We start from the raw sequence: 20,877 nt of genomic DNA on the forward strand, positions 1-20,877 counted from the left end.
CGGGGCTTCGTCGAGCGGCGTTTCAGGGTTCGACGATCTTGACCTGAGGCAGGCGCGCCAGCTCGGCGGGACTGGCCACGCCGTTCAGGGTCAACAGACGCTCCATCTTCAGTTCGGGATACGGCAGGCGCGCGGCGAGCTGCGCCGGCGCGGGGCCGCCCGACACGATCCGCAGGCGATAAGGACGCAGCGCCGCGGCCTCGGACTCCGACAGCGGCCGCAAGGTGCGAGCCGAGGACACCAGGAGTTCGATCCGCCTGTCACGGTCCGGCCCATCCGCCAGCAAGTTGAAGTAGCAGACGCCATCGCCGTGGCGGACCACGACATAGCGGACCTGTCCCAACCCGGCGTCGGCACCTCGCGCCCGCGCGCCGATCGCCGCCTCGGCCCCGCCGATCGTGACGGCCTGAATGTCCGTCGGCGTCGGCTTCATCTGATCGCGCATCCAGGTCGCGAGCGGTCCTTCGATGCGATCCGCGCCGCAGGAAAAATAGAGGAGCGACCGGTCCCGGCCAACGCCGAGGATGCCATCGCGATCATTCAGCAGGCGGAAATCCGGCGGCGCATCGAAGGCCAGGCGCAGGATCGGGTGCCGAAAAGCGGGGCCGCGCACGAAGCCCTCCTGCGGTGCATCGTCGACCGACATTCCATCGAGCTGCTCGAGATAGCCGGCGCGATCGCCGGCGCCTCCCGGCCGGCGCGCCGACACGGCGCGCGGCAGCGCCGCCAGCCGCTCCTCGGGGCCGGGATGCGTCGACAGCGCGCTGCGTTGATCGGCCGGGTCCGACGGATCCTGCTGGCCCCAGATCCGCTCCTCGAGCGCGGATTGGCGTTGCAGCTTCTCGATCAACGTCGTCATGGCGTCGCTGCGATAGCCGGCTCTGACCAGGTAGCTGACGCCAAGCCGGTCGGCCTCGAGCTCCTGCTCGCGCGAGTAGCGCCGAAGGGCGAGCAGGCCCGATCGCGCCACCGAGCGGCCCACCGTTACCGAGCCGCTGACCAGCGCCGCATCGACAGCGGCGTCGATCACCTTGCGTCGGGCCTGTTCGCGCTGCGCGGCGTGGCGCTGCATGACATGCCCCATCTCGTGGCCCATCGCGGCGGCGAGCTCATCCTCGTCGTCGAGCAGCGCCAGCAGGCCGCGGGTGACGAAAATGTAGCCCGACGACAGGGCGTGCGCGTTGGCCAGCGGCTGGTCAAGCACGTAGAAGCGGAACCTGTCGCCGAGGCCCGAACCCGTCGCCAGCTTCTGGCCGACCCGTTCGACCAGCGATTGAAGCGCGGGCGAGGGGTAGGCGCCGCCGACGTCGCGCTCGATCTCGCGCGGCAGGGGCGGGCTGTGCCCCGTCGACGCCGTTTGCGGCGGCGGCGCGCCCATCGTACAGGCCGCGACGGTAAGCAGCGCGAGCAGCGCCAGGGTGCGGCGAATGAACACTGATCCTCCTCGACGCCGGAAGACCTTAGCCATTGCCGAGGTGCCACCGCAATCGCGACGGCTCTGGCACGAAGGCCGCCGCTATGGCAGTGATGCAGGCGGATAGCCGCATGCCGCGTTCAGAGACCCCCCTTCGTTCGGACCTGTTCCCGGAGATCTCGCCCTATTCCAGCGGCATGCTCGCCGTGGACGGGCGCCACACGATCTACTGGGAGCAGAGCGGCAATCCCGAAGGCGTGCCCGTGGTCTTCCTGCACGGCGGCCCCGGCGCAGGCTCGGCCCCCGTCCATCGCCGGTTCTTCGACCCGCAGTTCTATCGCATCGTCGTGTTCGATCAGCGCGGCTGCGGCCGTTCCATGCCGCTCGGCGATCTGCACGACAACACCACCGATCATCTGGTCGGCGACATGGAAAAGCTCCGCGTCCATCTCGGCATCCCGCGTTGGATGCTGTTCGGCGGATCGTGGGGCAGCACGCTCGCCCTCGCCTACGGACTGAAACATCCAGAGCGCACGACGGGCTTCGTGCTGCGCGGCATCTTCCTCGGTGCCCGGCCTGAGATCGACTGGTTCCTTCACGGCATGCGCACGATCTTTCCCGAGGCATGGCGCGATTTCGCCGAACACCTGCCCGAACAAGAGCGCGGCGACCTGCTCGGCAACTACTATCGCCGGCTGACCGATCGCGATCCCGACATCCATCGCCCGGCGGCTCGCGCGTGGAGCCGCTACGAAGCCGCCTGCTCGACGCTCTATCCGACCGCCCGCGCGCCGTTCGAATCCGACCACGGCGGCTTCGCGCTGGCACTGTCGCGCATCGAAGCCCACTATTTCGCGAACGGGACGTTCGTTCACGAGGGATGGCCGTGGCCGGATCTCGACCGCATCCGCGCGCTGCCCTGCACCATCGTTCAAGGGCGCTACGACGTCGTCTGCCCGCCGATCACCGCCGAGGCGCTGTCACGCGCCTGGCCCGAAGCGCGATATGTCGTAGTGCCCGATGCCGGACACAGCGCGCTCGAGCCGGGCATTCGCGCCGCCCTGGTCAACGCGACGGAGAGCGTCCGCCTGTCGCTTGCGGACGAGACCCTTTTCGCGCCCCGCTTCCCGTGGGAGACCTGAGCGCCATGGTCGATGAACTGCCGCCGGCACAGACCAATGCCGCCGCGTGGTACGGGCCGGACATGGCGGGGCGCAGCGACTGGGTGATGGCGCTCGGCGCGGCCGACATCGCAGAGATCGAGGATGCGACGAAAGCACTGGCGGCGCGCGAGGCAGACATCGCCGCCATCGGGCCCCGCGACTTTCCGTTGCCGACCTTCGGGGAGAGGCTGAAGGCGCGGGTCGAGAACGACGTGCTGAATGGCCGCGGCTTCCTGTTGATCCGCGGCCTGCCGGTCGAGCGCTGGTCGATCCGCGAGGCGGCGACCGCCTTCTTCGGGCTCGGCTGTCATCTCGGCAGCGCCCGATCGCAGAACGGCCAAGGCCACGTGCTGGGACACGTGCAGGATCTCGGCCTCGACGTGCGCAATCCGAACGTCCGCATCTATCAGACGCACGAGCGCCAGACCTACCACACCGACTCCTGCGACATCGTCGGCCTGCTGTGCCTCAAGACGGCCAAGCGCGGGGGCCTCTCGGCGCTCGTCAGTTCGACGACGATCTTCAACGAGATGCGCCGCCGGCGCCCCGATCTGCTGAAGCATCTGTTCGAGCCACTCGCCACCGACCGGCGAGGCGAGGTTCCGGAAGGACAGAAGCCCTACTTCGAGATTCCGGTGTTCAACTGGCACGAAGGCTTCCTCAGCGCGATCTACCAGCGCCAGTACATCGACTCCGCCCAGCGCTTCGCCGACGCGCCGCGCCTCTCGCCGGTGCAGATCGAGGCGCTCGATTTGTTCGATTCGCTGGCCAACGATCCAACTCTCAATCTCTTCATGGAGTTCAGGCCGGGAGACGTGCAGCTGGTGCACAATCACACGATGCTGCATGACCGCACGGCGTTCGAGGATTGGCCGGAGCCGGAGCGGCGTCGGCATCTGCTGCGGCTGTGGCTGGCGGCGGACAGGGCGCGGCCCCTTCCCGAGGTCTTCGCCCAGCGCTATGGCAGCGTGGCGATCGGCGACCGCGGCGGCATCATCGTGCGCGGCACACGGTTGCACGCTCCGCTGGCCGCCGAGGGTTGACCCCGGCGAGCCGCCTCCCTAAGTGAAGGCCGCAAAAGAAACCACTCGAACTAGGGATTCTGCGATGGCCAGCGATTCGACCGCGGGCGATGTCCCGACCGACATGCCGGTCGATCCGCCGGGCGGCCAGGACGGCGGTCGTTCACCGGGCGAGCTGGAGCAGCTCGTCGAGCAGCTTCAGGCCGAAAAGGCCGACCTGCAGGACAAGTACCTGCGGGCCGCCGCCGACGCCCAGAACATCCGCCGACGCGCCCAGCAGGATGTCGAGAAGGAACGCAAGTTCGGCATCGAGCGCTTCGCCAGGGATGTGCTTTCGGTGGCCGACAATTTCGGGCGGGCGCTGACGGCGCTGCCCGGCGACTCCGACGTGGCCGACCCTGCCTTGCGCAACGTCATCCAGGGCGTACGCGCGACCGAGCGCGAGCTGCTGGCCATCCTCGAGCGGCACGGCGTCGCGCGCATCGAGGCGCTGGGCAAGCCGTTCAACGCCGAGTTCCATCAGGCGATGATGGAGGTCGAGGATCCGACCGTGCCGACCGGCACCATCGTCCAGGAACTGATCCCCGGTTATCTGATTGCCGGTCGCCTGCTGCGCGCCGCGATGGTGTCGGTTTCCAAGGGCGGCCCGGCGCGCGAAGTCGCCAACGACGAACGCTGACTCTCAGGGAAGCGTCACCCGCCGCAGGGTCAGGTTGAAGCGTCCTCCTTCCGGCAGCAGCCGGCTGGTGCCGGCCACGATGCGGTCCACACCATGGAACCAGTGCCGCGAGGATCCTTCGAGGACGACCACGTCCCCACTGGCCAGCCTGAGTGAACGGGTCGGGCTGCGCCGCTCGGCACCACCGATCCTGAAGAGAGCCGTGTCGCCGAGCGAGATCGATACGATCGGAGCGTCGCGTGCCTGCTCGTCCTCATCCCGGTGCAACCCCAGCCTGGCGTGCGACCCGTAGTAGTTGATGAGGCAAGCTTCGGGATCGTAACCAACACCTGTCGCGGCGCGCCACACGCCGAGCGCCAAGTCCGGTATCGCGGGCCATGGCTCGCCGGTCACCGGATGGACGGCGGCATAGCGATAGCCCGTCCGGTCAGACAGCCAGCCCAAGGGACCGCAGTTGGACAAGCGCACCGAATAGGGGCTGCCCGACCGCGGCATCACCGGACTGAACAAGGGCGCAACGGCCACGGCGCGGCGGATATCTCCCAGCAGGCGGCGCTGGGTGTCGAGGTCGAGAAAGCCGGGCAACAGGCGCATGGTGGGCGGTTCCGGTCCGATGACGTGATTTTCGCCACTTCGACCCTCCTGCGCCATTGCAGGCAGCGGCTCAGGACCTATATAGCCCCTGTCCTGAGCCGGGTTTTCCGGCAGGTAACGTTTAACGGGGGTCGGTCCGGGGCCTGTGATGGGGTCGGCGCGATCCGCCTAGCGAGAGAGTAGAATCATGGCGAAAGTCATTGGCATCGACCTGGGTACCACCAATTCGTGCGTCGCGGTCATGGAAGGCGGCGACACCAAGGTCATCGAGAATTCCGAGGGCGCGCGCACGACGCCATCGATGGTCGCCTTCGCCGACAGCGGCGAGCGACTGGTCGGCCAGTCGGCCAAGCGCCAGGCCGTCACCAACCCGATGAAGACGCTGTACTCGGTCAAGCGCCTGATCGGCCGCCGCTTCGAGGACCCGATGGTCCAGAAGGAGATGGCGCTGGTTCCCTTCAAGATCGTGAAGGCGAGCAACGGCGATGCCTGGGTCGAGGTCAACGGCCAGCAATACAGTCCGAGCCAGATCTCGGCCTTCATCCTCGGCAAGATGAAGGAGACGGCCGAGGCCTATCTCGGCGAGAAGGTCGAGCAGGCGGTCATCACCGTTCCGGCCTACTTCAACGACGCCCAGCGCCAGGCCACCAAGGACGCCGGCCGCATCGCCGGCCTCGACGTGCTGCGCATCATCAACGAGCCGACCGCCGCGGCGCTGGCCTACGGCATGGACAAGCGCAAGAACGGCACCATCGTGGTCTACGATCTGGGTGGCGGCACGTTCGACGTGTCGATCCTCGAGATCGGCGACGGCGTGTTCGAGGTCAAGGCGACCAATGGCGACACCTTCCTGGGTGGCGAGGATTTCGACGGCCGCGTCATCGGCTACCTCGCCGACGAGTTCAAGAAGGAGCAGGGCATCGACCTGCGCAACGACCGCCTCGCCTTGCAGCGCCTCAAGGAGGCGGCCGAGAAGGCGAAGATCGAGCTCTCCAACTCCAAGGAGACCGAGATCAACCTGCCGTTCATCACGGCCGACGCGAGCGGCCCCAAGCATCTCGTCATCAAGCTCTCGCGCGCCAAGCTCGAGGCGCTGGTCGACGACCTGGTCCAGCGCACGCTCGAGCCGTGCCGTGCGGCGCTCAAGGACGCGGGCCTGCAGGCCGGCCAGATCGACGAGGTCATCCTGGTCGGCGGCATGACCCGCATGCCCAAGGTGATCGAGACGGTGAAGCAGTTCTTCGGCAAGGAGCCGGCGCGCAACGTCAACCCCGACGAGGTCGTCGCGGTGGGCGCCGCGGTCCAGGCGGCCGTGCTGAAGGGCGAGGTCAAGGACGTCCTGCTGCTCGACGTGACGCCGCTGTCGCTCGGCATCGAGACGCTGGGCGGCGTGTTCACCCGCCTGATCGAGCGCAACACGACGATCCCGACCAAGAAGAGCCAGGTCTTCTCGACCGCCGAGGACAACCAGACGGCGGTGACCATCCGCGTGTTCCAGGGCGAGCGCGAGATCGCCGCCCAGAACAAGTTGCTCGGCCAGTTCGATCTGGTCGGCATCCCGCCGGCGCCGCGCGGCATGCCCCAGGTCGAGGTCACGTTCGACATCGACGCCAACGGCATCGTCCAGGTCTCGGCCAAGGACAAGGCCACCAGCAAGGAGCAGCAGATCCGCATCCAGGCTTCGGGCGGGCTGAGCGAGGCCGACATCCAGAAGATGGTGAAGGACGCCGAGCTGCACGCCGAGGAGGACAAGAAAAAGCGCGAGCTGATCGACGCGCGCAACCAGGGCGAGGCCCTGGTGCACTCGACCGACAAGCACCTGAAGGAGTTCGGCGACAAGGTGAGCCCGACCGAGAAGGCCGAGATCGAGGGCGCACTCGAGGGCCTGAAGGAATCGCTCAAGGGCGAGGACGCCGAGGCCATCAAGGGCAAGACCAACGAGCTCGCCCAGGCCGCGATGAAGCTCGGCGAGGCGATGTACAAGGCCCAGCAGGCCGACGCCCAGGCGGGTGCCGCGGCCGGCGGGACCGGCGACGCCGCGAACGAGGCGGGCAAGGACGACAAAGTGGTCGATGCCGAGTTCGAGGACGTCACCGACAAGAACAAGAAGACAGGCTCCGGCTGAGCCGGCGCACGAGGACGAAGGAACCGGCCTCCCGCCAACGCGGGAGGCCGGTTCTCCAATGGGTCGGTGGGGAAGCGGGGGCTGCGTAAGAGGTCATGTCGCAGGACTATTACGAGTTGCTGGGCGTCGGACGCACGGCGAGTGCGGACGACATCAAGAAGGCGTTCCGCAAGCTCGCCATGCAGCACCATCCGGACCGCAATCAGGGCAACAAGGAAGCCGAAAAGAAGTTCAAGGACCTCAATCACGCCTACGACATCCTGAAGGATCCCGAGAAGCGTGCCGCCTACGACCGCTACGGGGCGGCGGCCTTCGAGGGCGGCGCCGGTCCCAATGGCCCGGGCGGACCGTTTGGCGGCCAGGGCTTCGATTTCGGCTCGGTGTTCGGCGACATCTTCGAAGACATGTTCGGCGGCCCGCGCGGCCGAAGTGGCCGGGTGGACACGCGCGGCCAGGATCTACGCTTCAATCTCGAGATTACCCTCGAGCAGGCCTATGGCGGCACCGAGGCGACGGTCCGCGTGCCGAGCTCGGTGTCGTGCGAGGCCTGCGACGGCAGCGGCGCGGAAGCCGGGTCCAAGCCGCAGCAATGTCCGACCTGCCATGGCCGCGGCCGGCTGCGCGCCCAGCAGGGATTTTTCACCGTCGAGCGGACGTGCCACGTCTGCCATGGCGCCGGTCAGGTCATCGACAAGCCATGCCGCTCCTGCGCCGGCCAGGGCCGTGTGCGGCGCGACAAGACGCTGAAGGTCAATATCCCGGCCGGTGTCGAGGACGGCACGCGCATCCGCCTGTCGGGCGAGGGCGAGGCGGGGACGCGCGGCGGGCCCGCCGGCGATCTCTACGTCTTCCTCTCGGTGCGCCGTCACGGCCTGTTCGAACGCGAGGGCGCCGACGTACATTGCCGCGTGCCGATCTCGATGATCCAGGCCGCCCTCGGCGGCAACATTGAAGTGCCGACCCTCGACGGCAAGATGGCGCGCATCAACGTCCCGGCCGGCGCGCAGAGCGGCCACCAGTTCCGCATGCGCGGCAAGGGCATGCCGGTGGTTCGCTCGGCGCAGCGCGGCGACATGTACATCGAGATCGCCGTCGAGACGCCGGTCAACCTCACGCCCAAGCAGAAGGACCTGCTCAAGGAATTCGAGAAGGCCGGCAAGACCAGCCCCGAATCCGAAGGCTTCTTCAGCAAGGTGAAGGAGATGTTCGGCGGCGACTGACGCTCCTCCGGCCGACGGGCCGTCGAGCCGGTGGCCACTGCTTCGCTGGTTCATCTCGTCGGCCACGTTGAACTTCCCGCAAGCCGCCGGGCCCATTGCGTTCGCGTTCGTCGCCTTGAGCCTTACCGGCGACACCAGTGGCGGCGCCGCAATGATCCTCGCCATGACGCTTGCCCAGGTGGCAGGCGCCATTCCTGTGGCGCGCTTCGGCAGGACACTGCCTTTGGCGACCTACCTGAGGTGGCTGGTCGCCCTTCGCACCGTGGCCCTCGCGTCGATTGCCGTGTGCGCCGCCTACGAAGCACCGTTCACCTGGCTCATCGTGCTTGCAGCGCTCGCCGGACTGGTGAACGGCGCGGCGTTCGGCTATCTGCGCGCGCTGCTCAACCGGCTGACACCCGCGTCGGGGTTTCCACGCGCGCTCGGAATCGCCGCCACACTGAACGAAGTGACCTTCGTGCTGGCGCCGGTGGCAGCCTCCGGCCTGGGCGGCCTTTCGCCGGTCTTCGCCGTGCTGGCGCTCGCCGCCATCGGTGCCGTTCCGGCGCTGCTGGTCCCACATGCGGGTTCGACCCACATCGGCCCTGTGCACGGCGCCGGAAGCGCGCTTCTCACACCGTCCATCCTGCTCTGGCTGCTGTGTGCGGCAGCCGGAGGCGCCGCCGTTGCATCCATCGAGATCGGAGCGGTCGCGCTGGCCCTGAACTTCGGCTACGAGCCGGCCCTGGCGATCGTGTTCACCGTGCCGCTGTGCCTTGCTTCGGTCGCTGGCGGGATATGGGTGAGCGTGCGCAACCGCATGGCATCTCGGAGAGCCGTCCTCACCCAACTGTGCGTCATGACGCTCGGATCGGCCCTCGCGGCACTCGATCTATCCCTCGCGGCGACCGTTGTCGGAGCCGTTCTCATCGGCGCCGTGCTGGCGCCCTTGGCCACCTACTACTCGCTCATCGTCGACACACTCACCCCGCCGCAGCGACGACCGGAAGTGTTTGCCCTGCTGCGCACCGCGAACGCTTGCGGTGTCATCGTCGCGAGCGCGCTGTTGACCGCGGTTTCTCTCGGCACGGCGTTGATCGTCGTCACCGGGCTCATGATCGTCACGACGCTTGCTGTCGGAGTTGCCTCGACCAGGCGTCAGGTCCTTGCACCGGTCGCCCGTCTCGACGGCCCCCAAAGCCCCGACGGAGACCGGTAGAATTCGTTGGGCGGCTCATTGGGTGTCCCGTCAGGGAGCAAGCTCAGCAGCCGAGCTTCCTCGCCACTTCCACCATCGAGCCTCCGACGACGTCCCAGTCGCCGTCGGCTTTCAGGTCCGTCTTCTGGTTCGGGCCGTGCTCCTCGGGGCGATGGACGAACCCGGTCGCCAGGCCACATTTCTGCGCCGCCCGAAGGTCACCGTTGTGGGCCGCCACCAGCATGACCTGATGCGGCTTCAGGTACATGGTGTCGACCACGCCGAGGTAGGACTGCGGATCGGGCTTGTAATGCCGGTAGGTCTCGCCGGAGAAGCAGTGGTCCCAGGGAATGCCCGCGTGCTTGGCCATATTGATGAGCAACGCGACGTTGCCGTTGCTCAAGGTGGCGACGACGAATTTCTTCTTCATCATGCCGATGCCTTCCACCGAATCGGGCCACGGCCGGAGCTTGTGCCAGAGCCGCGTGAATTCCCACGACCCTTCCTCGCCGGGATGCCTCAGCCCACGCTTCTTCAGGAGCATCTCGAAGGCTTCCTTGTGCAGGTCATCGATGCGCGTCCACGGCAACTCGCCCTTCCGGACGCGCGCCATCTGCGGCTGGTAGAGGCCGCGCCAGTCGTCGGCGAAGCTCGTCCAGTCGGTCTCCAGTCCATGTTTTCTACCGAGACCGGGCAGGTCCTCGATCAGGCTGCCGCGCCAGTCGACCACCGTACCGAACACGTCGAAAATGCAGACCTTGAGGTCCGAAAGATCCTTGGGCATTAGTTTCCCCATATGGTTTGGAAGCACGATAAGGTTGCCGGGGCGGACGGCAAGCCGAGATGCGGCTGGGTTTCGGAAGACCCGCTCTACCAGAAATATCATGACAAGGAGTGGGGGCGGCCGCTCCGGGACGACCGCGCGCTGTTCGAACTCCTGACGCTCGAAGGCTGCCAGGCCGGCCTGTCGTGGATCACCGTGCTGCGCAAGCGCGAGCACTACCGCAAGGTCTATGACGGGTTCGTTCCGCAGAAGATCGCACGCTACACGCCGGCGAAACTTGCGAAGCTGCTCGCCGATCCGGGCATCATCCGCCACAAGGGCAAGATCGAGGCGAGTGTGAGCAACGCCCGGGCGTATCTGGCGCTGGTCGAGCGCGAAGGCTCGTTCGCGAAGTTCCTGTGGAGCTTCGTCGGCGGCAAGCCGATCCGCCGCCGGCCCAGGAGCCTCAAGGACGTGCCGGCCCGCACGCCCGAATCGGACGCCATGTCCAAGGCGCTGCAGAAGGCCGGCTTCAAGTTCGTCGGCTCGACCATCTGCTATGCCTTCATGCAGGCCGCCGGCATGGTCGACGACCATGTCGTGGGCTGCCACCGCCATCGGGAGTAACCCATTGAGCAAGCGCGTCTACATCGCCGCCCTGGGCACCGAGACCAACCAGTTCGTGCCGTTCCCGACCGGCCTGCGCGGCTACGAGGAGCACGGCATCTGGCGCGGCGATGCGACGAGGCACGAGCCGACCAACTTCACCGCGCCGCTGCACACCTGGCGCAAGAAAGCCGAGGCGCGTGGCTGGACGGTGATCGAGGGGCTGGCGACCTTCGCCGCGCCGTCCGGCACCACGGTGCGTTCGGTCTATGAAGGCTTCCGGGACGAGATCCTGGCCGGCGTCAGGGCGGCGCTGCCGCTCGATGCGGTGCTGATCAACGTGCACGGCGCCATGGTCGCCGGCGGCTACGACGACTGCGAGGGCGACCTGCTCTCGAAAGTGCGCGCGGTCGTCGGCCCGACGGTGGCGATCGGCGCCGAGTTCGATCTGCACTGCCATCTCAGCCAGCTCATGCTCGACAGCGCCGACGTGCTGGTGGGCTACAAGGAATACCCGCACACCGACACCATGGAGCGCGCCGCCGAGCTGTTCGCCATCATTGCCGATACCGTCGATGGCAAGGTGAAGCCGGTGATGGCGCGCCACGACTGCCGCATGATCGCCCAGTACCGCACCTCGGTGCCGCCGATCAGCGAGTTCGTCACCCGCATGAAGTCGCTCGAAGGCAGGGACGGCATCCTCTCGGTATCGTTGAGCCACGGCTTTTCTTTCGCCGATGTCGAGGATGTCGGCACCCGCACCCTGGTCGTCGCCGACCGCGACAAGACGAAGGCCGAGAAGCTCGCCCGCCAGCTCGGCGTGGAGCTATGGGCCAACCGCGATCGCTACGCCACGAAGTATCTGTCGATCGCCGAGGCGATGGACCGCGCCGCCTCGCCCAACACCATCCAGAAGGGGCAGGGCCCGCTGGTGCTGGCCGACCGGGCCGACAATCCGGGCTCGGGCGCGCCGGGCGATTCGACGTTCCTCCTGAAGGCGCTGGTCGAGCGCAAGATCGGCCCGGCGCTGTTCGGCGTGATGTGGGACCCGATGGCCTTCCGCGTCGCCGAGGAGGCGGGCGAGGGCGCGCGCCTGCGCATGCGGCTCGGCGGCAAGTCAGGCACGGTGAGCGGCGATCCGATCGACCTCGACGTCACGGTCAAGAAGATCGCGCGCGACGTCTTCCAGCCCTACGGTCCCGTGATGTCGCCGCTCGGCGACATGGCGCTGCTGTCATCCGAGCATGTCGACGTGGCGATCTGCACCCGGCGCAACCAGACCTTCCATGCCGATGCCTTCCGAGCGGTCGGCGCCGAGCCCTCCGACTACCGCGTCGTCGTGGTGAAATCGGCGCAGCACTTCTACAACGGCTTCGTGGGCATCGCGAAGGAGATCCTCTACGTCGCCTCGCCCGGCGCCGCCGACCCCGACGTGACGCGCCTGCCCTACACCAAGCGCAAGACGCCGTTCTGGCCGAAGGTCTCCGATCCCTGGAAATGAGGGCTACAGCGGTGGCTCGAGCGCCTCGCACGTGGTCTTGTCGTCGACCGCCGGCACGACCTCGAACTCCACGAGGTCCTGCCCTTCGGCGATCCGGCGCCGGAGCGGGGTGACGTCAGCGATCTCCATAGACAGCGACTCGAATCGCGCAGCTTGCGATAGACGGCCTTACCGTCCTGATTCTTGAATTTCTCGACGACCATAAAGAGCATAGGCTCGACGTCAGCCGATCCAAGGGGAAATGACATGAAGATCGCGATCGCCGGCGCCGCCGGGCGCATGGGCCAGATGCTGATCCGCCGCATCGCCGCCACCGAGGGCTGCAGCCTGGTCGGCGCCATCGAGTCGCCGACCAGCAATGCCATCGGCTCGGACGTCGGCGGGATCAAAGCCATCGCGGACGCTGCGGCTGCAATAAGCGGGGCCGACGTGCTGATCGATTTCACCGTGCCGGCCGCGACCGTGGCGCACGCCCGGATCGCCGCCGACAAGGGCGTTGCCATGGTGATCGGCACGACCGGCCTCAGTCCCGAGCAGAGCAAGGCCATCCACGACGCCGCGAAGAAGGTCCCCATCGTGTGGGCGGCCAACATGGCGTTGGGCGTCAACATCCTGATGGCGCTGGTCGAGAAGACGGCGGCGATGCTCGATCCCGCCTACGACATCGAGATTCTGGAGATGCACCATCGCCACAAGATCGACGCCCCCTCCGGCACGGCGCTGGCGCTCGGTCGCGCGGCGGCGGCCGGCCGCAAGGTCGAACTCGACAAGGTCTGGCGCAAGAGCCGCGACGGCCATACCGGCGCGCGGCCGACCGGCGAGATCGGCTTCGCCGCCTTGCGGGGCGGCGAGGAGGTCGGCGTGCACACGGTCATGTTCGCCTCGGCCGGCGAGCGGCTGGAGCTGACCCACCGCTCGTTCAGCCGGGAGGGCTATACCGCCGGCGCGGTGCTGGCGGCGCAGTGGCTCAAGGGCCGGAAGCCCGGCCTCTACGGCATGAAGGACGTGCTGGGACTCTAGCGGCCGCGCAGCCGGGCATGCGCCGTCTCGAGCTCCTCGGCGAGCTGGCGGCGCTCGCCTGGCGACAGGAAGCGTCCGAGCACGAGCCGGCTGCCGCGCGATACCGCCGCCAGCCGCTCGGCGTCCGCGTCCATTTCCAGGCGCATCCAATAGGCATCGAGCCGATGCTCCTCGCGCTCGCCATCCGGCGCCACGCGCTCGACGATCAGCTCCCGGTCGGTGAGCACCACCGTCTCGCGCCGGCGCAGGTCGAGATAGCTGTGCCGGAACAACAGGTAGAGCAGCAGGACGTCGAGCCCCATGAAGCCGAACACCGGCCAGGCCCCGACCGCCAGCATCGGCACGCCGATCGCGAGGCTGGCCAGCACGGCCGCGCCGATCAGCCAGCGGAAGCCCTCGGGCGACAGACTGCGATGCGGCCGCAGGGAAGTGGAAAAGTGAACGGTCCCGGTCATGCTATGAGCTTGTTATGGTCCTGATGAAACCAGCCGTCATCCCCGAGTTTTTCGAGCGGCTGCGGCATGCCATCCCCGAACCGGAAACCGAACTCGAGTACGACAACGTCTATCAGCTGCTGGTCGCCGTCGTGCTGTCGGCTCAGGCCACCGATGCAGGCGTCAACAAGGCTACCAAACCGCTGTTCGAGGTCGTCAAGACGCCGGCGCAAATGGTGGCGCTGGGGGAGCGCAGGCTGATTGCCTTCATCAAGACCATCGGGCTGTTCCGCACAAAGGCCAGGAACGTGATCGCGCTGTCGAGGTTGCTGATCGAGCGGCACGGCGGCGACGTGCCGCACACGCACGAGGAACTTCAGGCCCTGCCCGGCGTCGGGCGCAAGACCGCGAACGTCGTGATGAACGTCGCCTTCGGCGAGGCGACCATTGCAGTCGACACCCACATCTTCCGTGTCGGCAACCGCACCGGGCTCGCCCCCGGCAAGAGCCCGCTGCAGGTCGAGCTCAATCTGCTGAAGCGCGTGCCCGAGGCCTATCGCCTGCACGCCCATCACTGGCTGATCCTGCACGGCCGCTACACCTGCAAGGCGCGCAAGCCCGAATGCCCGCGCTGCGTCGTGAACGATCTCTGCCGGTTCAAGGGCAAGACGACGGCGCTCTAACCCAGACGCAACAGTGGCACCGCCGCCGCCGCCAGGAGGACAGCGGCGATGCGCCGGCGCGTGAAGGGCTCGCGTAGCCAAAGGACGGCGATCAGGATGGCGAAGGCCGCACTGGTGTCGCGCAGCGCGGCCGCCGGAGCGATGGGCGCCACACTCCACACCCAGAGGATCAGCAGGTAGGACGCCATGGATGCGAAGGCCGCCGGCACCGCGACCGCGGCGTGATCGACCATCTGGCGCCATGGCGAGCCGGCACGACGCTGGCGCAGCCACATGGCCGCGGCGTTGGCGATCGACACGGCAAAGCCGTAGGCCCACGGCGAGCCCGAAGCCCGCACGCCCTGCGCATCGCACATCACGTAGATTGCGGTGCCGAGCCCGGCCAACAGTGCCCAGCCAAGCGCACGAAGCGCCATCCCCTGTCCACTGCCGGCATCGTAGGACAGCACCATGAGCGACAGCGCCATGATGGCGATACCCGCCAGTGTGGCGACACCCAGGCGATCGCCGGCGACGAGCGCGGCCAATGGCACGACCAGCAATACCGCCACCGCGCGCACGATCGGATAGACGACGCCAAAGCCGCCGAGCTCGTAGGCCCGCAGCAACGCCAGTACGGTGACGACGTTGGTGAGCGTCGAGACGGCAATCCAGACCCAGGACGCCGGATCGGGCAGGCCGGTGAGCAACAGCGCCGGGACGGACAACACGGCGCCGATCAGCATCTGCGCCGTCATGGCACCGGCGGGATCGCGGTGCCGCTTCACGGCCGCGTTCCAGCCGGCATGCAGCAAAGCGCTGAGCAGCGCAGCAGCGACGTGAACGAGATCCATCGTTCAGCCGTGCGCCGGCAGGGCCACGATCACGACGAGGTAGCGGGCGGGTTTCGATGTGGGATTGTGGAAGGTGACCGGCCGATCGAGCACCATGGCAAGGCAATCGCCCGCCCGCAGCTCATGCCGCACGTCGCCCAGCGACACCTCGAGCGTGCCCTGTTGCACCCAGATCTGCTGATGCACGACACCCGGCCGCGCCGCCGTCTCGTAGGCCACGCGCGCCCCCGCTGGGAAGGAAACCTCGACCAGCTGGATCGGCGAGGGAAAGCCGGGCGGCGACAGATTGCGCCTGACATACCCCGACGCGGGGTCGCGCCATTCGACCTGATCGGCGCGACGCGATACCGGATCGGACGCCGCCGCCGGCACGTCGAACAGCGACGCCAACGGCACGCCGAGCCCGGTCGCGAGCTTGTCCAGCACCACCGCGGTCGGGCTACTCTCGCTGCGCTCGATCAGCGAGATCATCGAACGGCTGACCCCGGCGACCTCGGCCAGCGCTTCGAGCGACAGACCGCGCGCAATCCGGATCTGTCGGATACGCGCCGCGAGCAATTGATTAATATCCATTTTAATAGAATATTAATCCACTATACAGGATGGCCGATCAAGCCCCCTTTTCGTGTACTCGCCACAGCAACAGGAAGCCGCCGATCAGGAATACAAGCACGCAAATCACGCCCAGCCGCGTCGACTGGGTGGCCGTGGTGATGACGCCGATGGCGAGCGGCGCCATCCAGGCCGTCGCGCGCCCGGAGAAGGCGAACAGGCCGTAGAACTCGCCCGTCATGCCGGGCGGGGCGAGGCGGCCGATCAGGGTGCGGCTCGCCGCCTGCATCGGCCCCATGCAAAAGCCGAGCAGCAGGGCGCAGCCCATGAAGACCTTCTCCTGCAGGGAGCCGAACAGACCGCGCGCCGGGTCGAGCGGCTCGGTCGGCACGACGTAGAAGACGCGGTCCCCGGTCACGCCGACGATGCCGATGGTGGCGAGGATGACACCGCCGATGGCGATCTGCGCCGTCCGCTTGCTGCCGATGGCGTCGTCGAACCTGCCGCCGAGGAAGGCGCCGGGAATGGCGAACACCGTGATGATGATCCCGAAGATGCCAAGCGTGACCGTGCTCCAGCCGAAGGTCGCAGAGGCATAGATGCCGCCGAAGGCGATGATGGCGGCCAGGCCATCGTTGTAGAGCATGAAGGCAAGGAGATAGGTCGCCGAGTTCCTGTAGTGGCGCACCCGCCGCAGTGTCTGCAGCAGCGAGCGCGCGCCCTGCCGTGCCGCCTCGAGCAGCGACAGGCGCCGCGGCGCCGTCGTGTCGGGCGTGAACAGGAACATCGGCAGCACGAAGACGACCAGCCACACCGCCGAGGCGGGGCCGACCATCCGCTCCAGTTCCCTGGTGGCGGGATCGAGGCCGAACAGCGGGCGATCGTTGTTGGGCGCGAGGCCAAACATCGCCGGCATGCTGGCGGCGAGGACGACGAAAAGGGCGAGCAGCCCGCCGCAATAACCCAAGCCCCAGGCGAAGCCGCTCAACCGGCCCATGCGCTCGCGCCGCACGATGGTCGGCAGCAGGGCATTGTTGAACACGATCGACATTTCGGCGCCGATCGTGGCGATCACGACCGCCCAGGCGATCATGCCCACCAGATCGGGCCGCCCGGGCAGCGCCCACCAGAGCGCGGCGCAGCCCAGCGCGACCATGAGCTGGAAGAAGAAGATATAGGGTTTGCGCCGCCCGCCCGCGTCGGCCATGGCGCCGAGGAAGGGGCTGAGCAACGCCACGAAGATGGCCGCCGTGGATTGCGTGAAGGCCCAGGCGGCCTGGCCCTTCACCGCATCGCCGATCATCACATTGGCGAAGTAGGGCGCGAAGATGAACGTGGTGACGACGGTGAAGAACGGCTGGTTCGCCCAGTCGAACATAGCCCAGCTGAACTGGCCGAGTCGGGAAGCTTCCTTGGTCATGTCGATTTCATATTACGCGCCAGTTGCCGGATCGCGTCGCGATTCGTCGGCGAGAAGGTCTTGTTCATGGCCTCCTGCCACGGCAACCAGAGCTGGGCGACGTGCTCGGCCGGATCCAGAGTCGCCACCGTCATCCGCGGCACCAGGAAGCCGAACACATGCTCGACGTTGTGCGTTACGTCGGGCGCATAACGGGCGCGCCACTGCGGCCAGATCTCGTAGCGGTTGGTGAGCTTCCAGTCGGTCAGGGTCCCGACGGACAGGCCGGTCTCCTCCAGGAGTTCGCGTCGTGCCGTGGCTTCGAGATCGGGATCGTCCGGCTCGCGCGAACCGGTCACGCACTGCCAGGCGCCCCAATTGCCGAACGATCCCCGGTCGGTGCGCTCCAGCAGAAGTACGTCGAGGGCGGGCGTATGAACCACCACCAGCACCGATTCGGGAAGCTTGAAGGCCATTGCTGCCAGCATATAAGGTCCGGCGTCAGTTTTCCGAGGGGACAATGAGCAAGGAACTTCAGGCCACCATCGACGCGGCGTGGGAGCAGCGCGACGGCATCAACAGCGCGACCAGGGGCCCGGTGCGCGACGCGGTCGAGGCGGCGATCGCCGGTCTGGACGACGGCTCCTTCCGCACCGCCCAAAAATTCGGTGACGAATGGGTCGTCAACCAATGGCTGAAGAAAGCCGTGCTTCTTTCCTTCCGGCTCTACGATTCCGTGCCGATGGACGGCGGCGCATCGTTCCCCGGCCTGGGTGGGGCGCCGTGGTTCGACAAGGTGCCGCTGAAGACCACGGGTTGGGACGCCAAGCGCTTCGCCAAGGCAGGCTTCCGCGCCGTGCCGGGCTCGGTGGTGCGCCGCGGCTCCTACATCGCGCCATCGGTCGTGCTGATGCCGTCCTTCGTCAATCTCGGCGCATACGTCGACTCCGGGACCATGGTCGACACCTGGGCGACCGTCGGCTCGTGCGCACAGATCGGCAAGAACTGCCATCTCTCGGGAGGCGTCGGCATCGGCGGCGTGCTGGAGCCGCTGCAGGCCAACCCGGTGATCATCGAGGACAACTGCTTCATCGGCGCGCGTTCCGAAGTCGTGGAGGGCGTGATCGTCGGCACCGGCGCGGTGCTGTCGATGGGCGTGTTCATCTCGGCGACCACCAAGGTGGTCGATCGTGCGTCGGGCCAGATCCATGTCGGCAAGGTGCCGCCCTACTCGGTGGTGGTGCCGGGCAACATCGGCGGCGGACCGGATCGGCCGTCGACGTACTGCGCGGTCATCGTCAAGACGGTCGACGAGCGCACGCGCTCGAAGACCTCGATCAACGAGCTGCTGCGCGACTGACGTGGGCGACCGCCTGCTCTGGCGCGGCGACACCCTGCCGGCGGATGCCGGGCGGATCGCGCTGCCGGCCCGGGTGCTGGGCGAACTCGACGAAGTCGTCGCGTCCCTCGAGCGCGACCCGTTGCCGCTGTTGCTGCTGCGTCCGGAGGACTTCCGGCTCGACGCCGCGCGCACCTTCATGCGCGAGGTCAAGCGCGAACTCGACGAGGGCGTGGGTTTCGCCATCGTCGATCGCCTGCCGGTCGAGCGCTGGCCGATCGATGGAGCGCGCGCAGCCTGGTGGCTGCTGGCATCGCTGGTGGCGCGGCCGGTGGCGCAGAAGTGGGACGGCACGTCGATCTACGACGTCACCGATCTCGGCCGGCCGCCCGGCAATGGCGTGCGGCCCGATGTCACGAACCACGAGCAGAACTTCCACACCGACAACAGCTACAACAACATGCCGCCGCACTATGTCGGCCTGCTGTGCGTGCGCACGGCCATGGAAGGCGGCGTGAGCGGCATCGTGAGCTTCGCTGCCGCGTGCGAGGAGATGAAGCGACGCCATCCCGATCTGCTGCCGCGGCTCTTCGAGCCGTTCTACTTCGATCGCCAGCGTGAGCACGCGCCCGGCGACACGATGACGACCTTCCATCCGATGCTGGAAGATCATGGCGGCCGCCTGATCGCGCGCCTGTCGCGCTTCCAGGTGCGGAACGGCTACAACCTCGCCGGTCAGGCACTCGACGCCGAGGGCGAAGCGGCGCTGGAAGCCTTCGAGGCGATCCTCAACGAGCCCGGCATGGCGGCGCGCTTCCACTTCGAGCCGGGCCAGATGCAGATCATCGACAACCGCGCGCTCGGCCACAAGCGCACGGGATTCCGCGACTGGCCAGAGCCTGAACGCAAACGCCTGCTGGTGCGGCTATGGCTGCGCGACAGCGGCAGCCGCACCTACAACGGCTAAGGGCGGCCAAGTCAGACTGCGTGCCGCTTCCATTCCGGCTGCGTCTTCAGATGGGCGCCTTCCTTGGCCAGGATCTTGGCAGTGCGCTCGGGCGCGAAGCCGAGATCGACGAAGGCCGGCCCTACATTGGCGACCTCGCGATAGTCGGCGATCTTGCCGTCGCGCAAGGTCATCATCGATACACCCTCGAAGCCGACACGCTTGCCCTTGGCCTCGGGCAGGGTCGAGACGTAACTGAAGGTGTAATAGGCGTAGAGCATCTCGCCGTCGCTCACCGGCCGATGCATGTCCCAGCGGAACTCGCGGGCGGTGCGATGAAACCAGTCGTCGATCATCTCGGCGATCTTCGCGCGGCCCTTGAAATCGCCGTAGAACACGTCGTGGTAGACGCCGTCCTCGGTGAACAGCTCGGCGAAGGCCTTGCCGTCGCGATGCTCGACGGCCGAACAGAATGCCTTCAGAAGCGCTGAGATATCCATCCTTGGTCCTCCCGGGTTGACCCAATCATCACTAAACTCGACGGCTCGGCAAGGGAGCGACAGGAGCGGCCCGCATGAGCACTTGGATCGTCTTGGGCGTCATCGTGGCGATCGGGCTGTGGCTGATCGCCGTCTACAATGGGCTGGTCAGCGGCCGCAACCAGGCACAGACGGCGTGGAGCCAGATCGACGTGCAGCTCAAGCGCCGCCACGATCTCATCCCCAACCTGGTGCAGGTCGTGAAGGACGCCATGGGCTACGAGCAGGAGACGCTCGCCAAGGTGATCCAGGCACGCAACGCGGCCGCGGCTGCGTCGGGCCCGGCGCAAGCGGGGCCCGCCGAAGCGGCGCTGACGCAGGCAACACGCGGGCTCCTGGCCCTGGTCGAGAGCTATCCGCAGCTCAAGGCCAACGACAACATCCGCCAGCTGCAGGAAGAGCTGACCACGACCGAGAACAAGGTCGCCTTCGCGCGCCAATTCTACAACGACTCGGTCAACGCCTATAACGTCCGCCGCCAGAGCTTCCCGGCAGTGCTGGCGGCATCGTCGCTGGGCTTCGGGCCGATCGAGCTGTTCAACATGCCGGACGCCGAACGAGAGGTACCCAAGGTGGCGTTGCGGTGACGGCGCATGGCCACGGCCACCACCGACTTCGTCGCGGCGCAGGCGGCCAACCGGCGTAATACGCTCGTTCTGCTCGCGGTGTTGACGACGCTGGCGGCACTGTTCGGCTATCTGGTCGGCTGGGTCGTCGAGAGCGAAGGTACAGGTGCCGTGCCGGCGGTCAGCGGCTTCGGCGTTGTCGCCGCCGGCGCGATGGCGACCGCCAGCGTCGGCTGGAGCGCGATGTCGCTCGCCTTCGGCAACCGCCTGGTGTTGTCGATGGCGGAGGCGAAGGAGATCGC

Annotated in this window: 22 protein-coding genes; 13 read left to right on the forward strand and 9 right to left on the reverse strand. The window is 67.3% G+C overall.

The features are described from left to right. Positions 1-22: 22 nt before the first annotated feature. Positions 23-1,435: a M48 family metalloprotease gene (locus KIT25_22600; protein ID UYN94779.1), complete on the reverse strand. Its 1,413-nt coding sequence runs from the start codon at positions 1,433-1,435 to the stop codon at positions 23-25. A gap of 110 nt (positions 1,436-1,545) precedes the next feature. Here KIT25_22600 and pip point away from each other — a divergent pair, with 110 nt between their 5' ends. The 3 genes from pip (at position 1,546) to KIT25_22615 (ending at position 4,278) form a co-directional block, all read left to right on the forward strand. Beyond that, entirely contained in the window at positions 1,546-2,556 is a 1,011-nt protein-coding gene (gene pip, locus KIT25_22605) for a prolyl aminopeptidase (protein ID UYN94780.1), read from the forward strand. Between the two features lie 5 nt (positions 2,557-2,561). Beyond that, the gene (locus KIT25_22610) at positions 2,562-3,620 is read left to right on the forward strand and encodes a TauD/TfdA family dioxygenase (protein UYN94781.1); all 1,059 of its coding nucleotides are present in this window, start codon (positions 2,562-2,564) and stop codon (positions 3,618-3,620) included. A gap of 64 nt (positions 3,621-3,684) precedes the next feature. Next, on the forward strand, positions 3,685-4,278 hold the full coding sequence (locus KIT25_22615) for a nucleotide exchange factor GrpE (protein ID UYN94782.1): 594 nt from the start codon (positions 3,685-3,687) through the stop codon (positions 4,276-4,278). 3 nt (positions 4,279-4,281) lie between these two features. Here KIT25_22615 and KIT25_22620 read toward each other — a convergent pair whose 3' ends face one another. Beyond that, complete coding sequence (locus KIT25_22620) at positions 4,282-4,872, reverse strand: alpha-ketoglutarate-dependent dioxygenase AlkB (GenBank protein ID UYN94783.1); 591 nt, start codon at positions 4,870-4,872, stop codon at positions 4,282-4,284. A 187-nt stretch (positions 4,873-5,059) separates the two neighbouring features. Between KIT25_22620 and dnaK the strand changes: the two genes are divergently transcribed. From dnaK to KIT25_22635, 3 genes are all read left to right on the forward strand, one after another. After that, positions 5,060-6,997 carry a molecular chaperone DnaK gene (gene dnaK / locus KIT25_22625; protein ID UYN94784.1) on the forward strand — a complete coding sequence of 646 codons (1,938 nt, stop codon included), beginning with the start codon at positions 5,060-5,062 and terminating at the stop codon, positions 6,995-6,997. A 95-nt stretch (positions 6,998-7,092) separates the two neighbouring features. Next, positions 7,093-8,217 (forward strand): molecular chaperone DnaJ, encoded by a 1,125-nt coding sequence (gene dnaJ, locus KIT25_22630; GenBank protein UYN94785.1) that lies wholly within the window; start codon positions 7,093-7,095, stop codon positions 8,215-8,217. Positions 8,218-8,284: 67 nt separating this feature from the next. After that, positions 8,285-9,415 carry a hypothetical protein gene (locus tag KIT25_22635; GenBank protein ID UYN94786.1) on the forward strand — a complete coding sequence of 377 codons (1,131 nt, stop codon included), beginning with the start codon at positions 8,285-8,287 and terminating at the stop codon, positions 9,413-9,415. A 43-nt stretch (positions 9,416-9,458) separates the two neighbouring features. On the opposite strand, the gene KIT25_22640 is transcribed toward KIT25_22635, so the two are convergent. Continuing rightward, on the reverse strand, positions 9,459-10,178 hold the full coding sequence (locus tag KIT25_22640) for a haloacid dehalogenase type II (GenBank protein ID UYN94787.1): 720 nt from the start codon (positions 10,176-10,178) through the stop codon (positions 9,459-9,461). A gap of 12 nt (positions 10,179-10,190) precedes the next feature. On the opposite strand from KIT25_22640, the gene KIT25_22645 reads away from it, so the two are divergent. From KIT25_22645 to dapB, 3 genes are all read left to right on the forward strand, one after another. Next, positions 10,191-10,784, forward strand: a complete 594-nt coding sequence (locus KIT25_22645) for a DNA-3-methyladenine glycosylase I (GenBank protein UYN94788.1) — start codon at positions 10,191-10,193, stop codon at positions 10,782-10,784. After that, a complete protein-coding gene (locus tag KIT25_22650) occupies positions 10,753-12,264 on the forward strand; it encodes a M81 family metallopeptidase (GenBank protein UYN94789.1) in 1,512 nt (503 codons plus the stop codon). Before KIT25_22645 ends, KIT25_22650 begins: the two co-directional genes overlap by 32 nt. A gap of 246 nt (positions 12,265-12,510) precedes the next feature. Next, positions 12,511-13,284: a 4-hydroxy-tetrahydrodipicolinate reductase gene (gene dapB / locus KIT25_22655; GenBank protein ID UYN94790.1), complete on the forward strand. Its 774-nt coding sequence runs from the start codon at positions 12,511-12,513 to the stop codon at positions 13,282-13,284. Here the strand turns inward: dapB and KIT25_22660 are convergent. Beyond that, positions 13,281-13,739, reverse strand: coding sequence for a DUF2244 domain-containing protein (locus tag KIT25_22660; protein UYN94791.1), 459 nt, complete (start codon positions 13,737-13,739; stop codon positions 13,281-13,283). The two genes, dapB and KIT25_22660, sit on opposite strands and share 4 nt — an antisense overlap. A gap of 23 nt (positions 13,740-13,762) precedes the next feature. On the opposite strand from KIT25_22660, the gene nth reads away from it, so the two are divergent. Further along, positions 13,763-14,401 carry an endonuclease III gene (nth, locus tag KIT25_22665; protein UYN94792.1) on the forward strand — a complete coding sequence of 213 codons (639 nt, stop codon included), beginning with the start codon at positions 13,763-13,765 and terminating at the stop codon, positions 14,399-14,401. Here nth and KIT25_22670 read toward each other — a convergent pair. The 4 genes from KIT25_22670 to nudB are packed head-to-tail and all read right to left on the reverse strand — an operon-like array spanning position 14,398 to position 17,661. Next, positions 14,398-15,234, reverse strand: a complete 837-nt coding sequence (locus tag KIT25_22670; protein ID UYN94793.1) for an EamA family transporter — start codon at positions 15,232-15,234, stop codon at positions 14,398-14,400. The genes nth and KIT25_22670 overlap by 4 nt on opposite strands. Before the next feature lie 3 nt (positions 15,235-15,237). Next, positions 15,238-15,807, reverse strand: a complete 570-nt coding sequence (locus tag KIT25_22675) for a helix-turn-helix transcriptional regulator (GenBank protein UYN94794.1) — start codon at positions 15,805-15,807, stop codon at positions 15,238-15,240. 37 nt (positions 15,808-15,844) lie between these two features. Further along, a complete protein-coding gene (locus tag KIT25_22680) occupies positions 15,845-17,206 on the reverse strand; it encodes an MFS transporter (protein ID UYN94795.1) in 1,362 nt (453 codons plus the stop codon). Further along, a complete protein-coding gene (gene nudB, locus KIT25_22685) occupies positions 17,203-17,661 on the reverse strand; it encodes a dihydroneopterin triphosphate diphosphatase (protein ID UYN94796.1) in 459 nt (152 codons plus the stop codon). The genes KIT25_22680 and nudB overlap by 4 nt, the downstream gene beginning before the upstream one ends. A 44-nt stretch (positions 17,662-17,705) precedes the next feature. Between nudB and dapD the strand changes: the two genes are divergently transcribed. Then, positions 17,706-18,545, forward strand: a complete 840-nt coding sequence (gene dapD, locus KIT25_22690; GenBank protein ID UYN94797.1) for a 2,3,4,5-tetrahydropyridine-2,6-dicarboxylate N-succinyltransferase — start codon at positions 17,706-17,708, stop codon at positions 18,543-18,545. A gap of 1 nt (position 18,546) precedes the next feature. Then, positions 18,547-19,491 carry a TauD/TfdA family dioxygenase gene (locus KIT25_22695; GenBank protein UYN94798.1) on the forward strand — a complete coding sequence of 315 codons (945 nt, stop codon included), beginning with the start codon at positions 18,547-18,549 and terminating at the stop codon, positions 19,489-19,491. A gap of 11 nt (positions 19,492-19,502) precedes the next feature. Here KIT25_22695 and KIT25_22700 read toward each other — a convergent pair whose 3' ends face one another. Beyond that, complete coding sequence (locus KIT25_22700) at positions 19,503-19,970, reverse strand: nuclear transport factor 2 family protein (GenBank protein UYN94799.1); 468 nt, start codon at positions 19,968-19,970, stop codon at positions 19,503-19,505. A 74-nt stretch (positions 19,971-20,044) separates the two neighbouring features. On the opposite strand from KIT25_22700, the gene KIT25_22705 reads away from it, so the two are divergent. Then, entirely contained in the window at positions 20,045-20,596 is a 552-nt protein-coding gene (locus KIT25_22705; GenBank protein ID UYN94800.1) for a LemA family protein, read from the forward strand. Positions 20,597-20,877: the final 281 nt, after the last annotated feature.

The sequence above is a fragment of the Enhydrobacter sp. genome, from assembly GCA_025808875.1.
Lineage (GTDB): Bacteria > Pseudomonadota > Alphaproteobacteria > Reyranellales > Reyranellaceae > Reyranella.

Bases quoted from the DNA above. Each gene is read 5' to 3' on its own strand.
- dnaK (UYN94784.1), top strand. From the start codon at position 5,060: ATGGCGAAAGTCATTGGCATCGACCTGGGTACCACCAATTCGTGCGTC.
- nudB (UYN94796.1), bottom strand. From the start codon at position 17,661: ATGGCCTTCAAGCTTCCCGAATCGGTGCTGGTGGTGGTTCATACGCCC.
- KIT25_22675 (UYN94794.1), bottom strand. From the start codon at position 15,807: ATGGATATTAATCAATTGCTCGCGGCGCGTATCCGACAGATCCGGATT.
- KIT25_22620 (UYN94783.1), bottom strand. From the start codon at position 4,872: ATGCGCCTGTTGCCCGGCTTTCTCGACCTCGACACCCAGCGCCGCCTG.
- dapD (UYN94797.1), top strand. From the start codon at position 17,706: ATGAGCAAGGAACTTCAGGCCACCATCGACGCGGCGTGGGAGCAGCGC.
- KIT25_22610 (UYN94781.1), top strand. From the start codon at position 2,562: ATGGTCGATGAACTGCCGCCGGCACAGACCAATGCCGCCGCGTGGTAC.
- KIT25_22705 (UYN94800.1), top strand. From the start codon at position 20,045: ATGAGCACTTGGATCGTCTTGGGCGTCATCGTGGCGATCGGGCTGTGG.
- KIT25_22680 (UYN94795.1), bottom strand. From the start codon at position 17,206: ATGACCAAGGAAGCTTCCCGACTCGGCCAGTTCAGCTGGGCTATGTTC.
- KIT25_22650 (UYN94789.1), top strand. From the start codon at position 10,753: ATGTCGTGGGCTGCCACCGCCATCGGGAGTAACCCATTGAGCAAGCGC.
- KIT25_22660 (UYN94791.1), bottom strand. From the start codon at position 13,739: ATGACCGGGACCGTTCACTTTTCCACTTCCCTGCGGCCGCATCGCAGT.
- KIT25_22700 (UYN94799.1), bottom strand. From the start codon at position 19,970: ATGGATATCTCAGCGCTTCTGAAGGCATTCTGTTCGGCCGTCGAGCAT.
- KIT25_22615 (UYN94782.1), top strand. From the start codon at position 3,685: ATGGCCAGCGATTCGACCGCGGGCGATGTCCCGACCGACATGCCGGTC.
- dnaJ (UYN94785.1), top strand. From the start codon at position 7,093: ATGTCGCAGGACTATTACGAGTTGCTGGGCGTCGGACGCACGGCGAGT.
- KIT25_22670 (UYN94793.1), bottom strand. From the start codon at position 15,234: ATGGATCTCGTTCACGTCGCTGCTGCGCTGCTCAGCGCTTTGCTGCAT.
- dapB (UYN94790.1), top strand. From the start codon at position 12,511: ATGAAGATCGCGATCGCCGGCGCCGCCGGGCGCATGGGCCAGATGCTG.
- pip (UYN94780.1), top strand. From the start codon at position 1,546: ATGCCGCGTTCAGAGACCCCCCTTCGTTCGGACCTGTTCCCGGAGATC.
- nth (UYN94792.1), top strand. From the start codon at position 13,763: ATGAAACCAGCCGTCATCCCCGAGTTTTTCGAGCGGCTGCGGCATGCC.
- KIT25_22645 (UYN94788.1), top strand. From the start codon at position 10,191: ATGGTTTGGAAGCACGATAAGGTTGCCGGGGCGGACGGCAAGCCGAGA.
- KIT25_22640 (UYN94787.1), bottom strand. From the start codon at position 10,178: ATGCCCAAGGATCTTTCGGACCTCAAGGTCTGCATTTTCGACGTGTTC.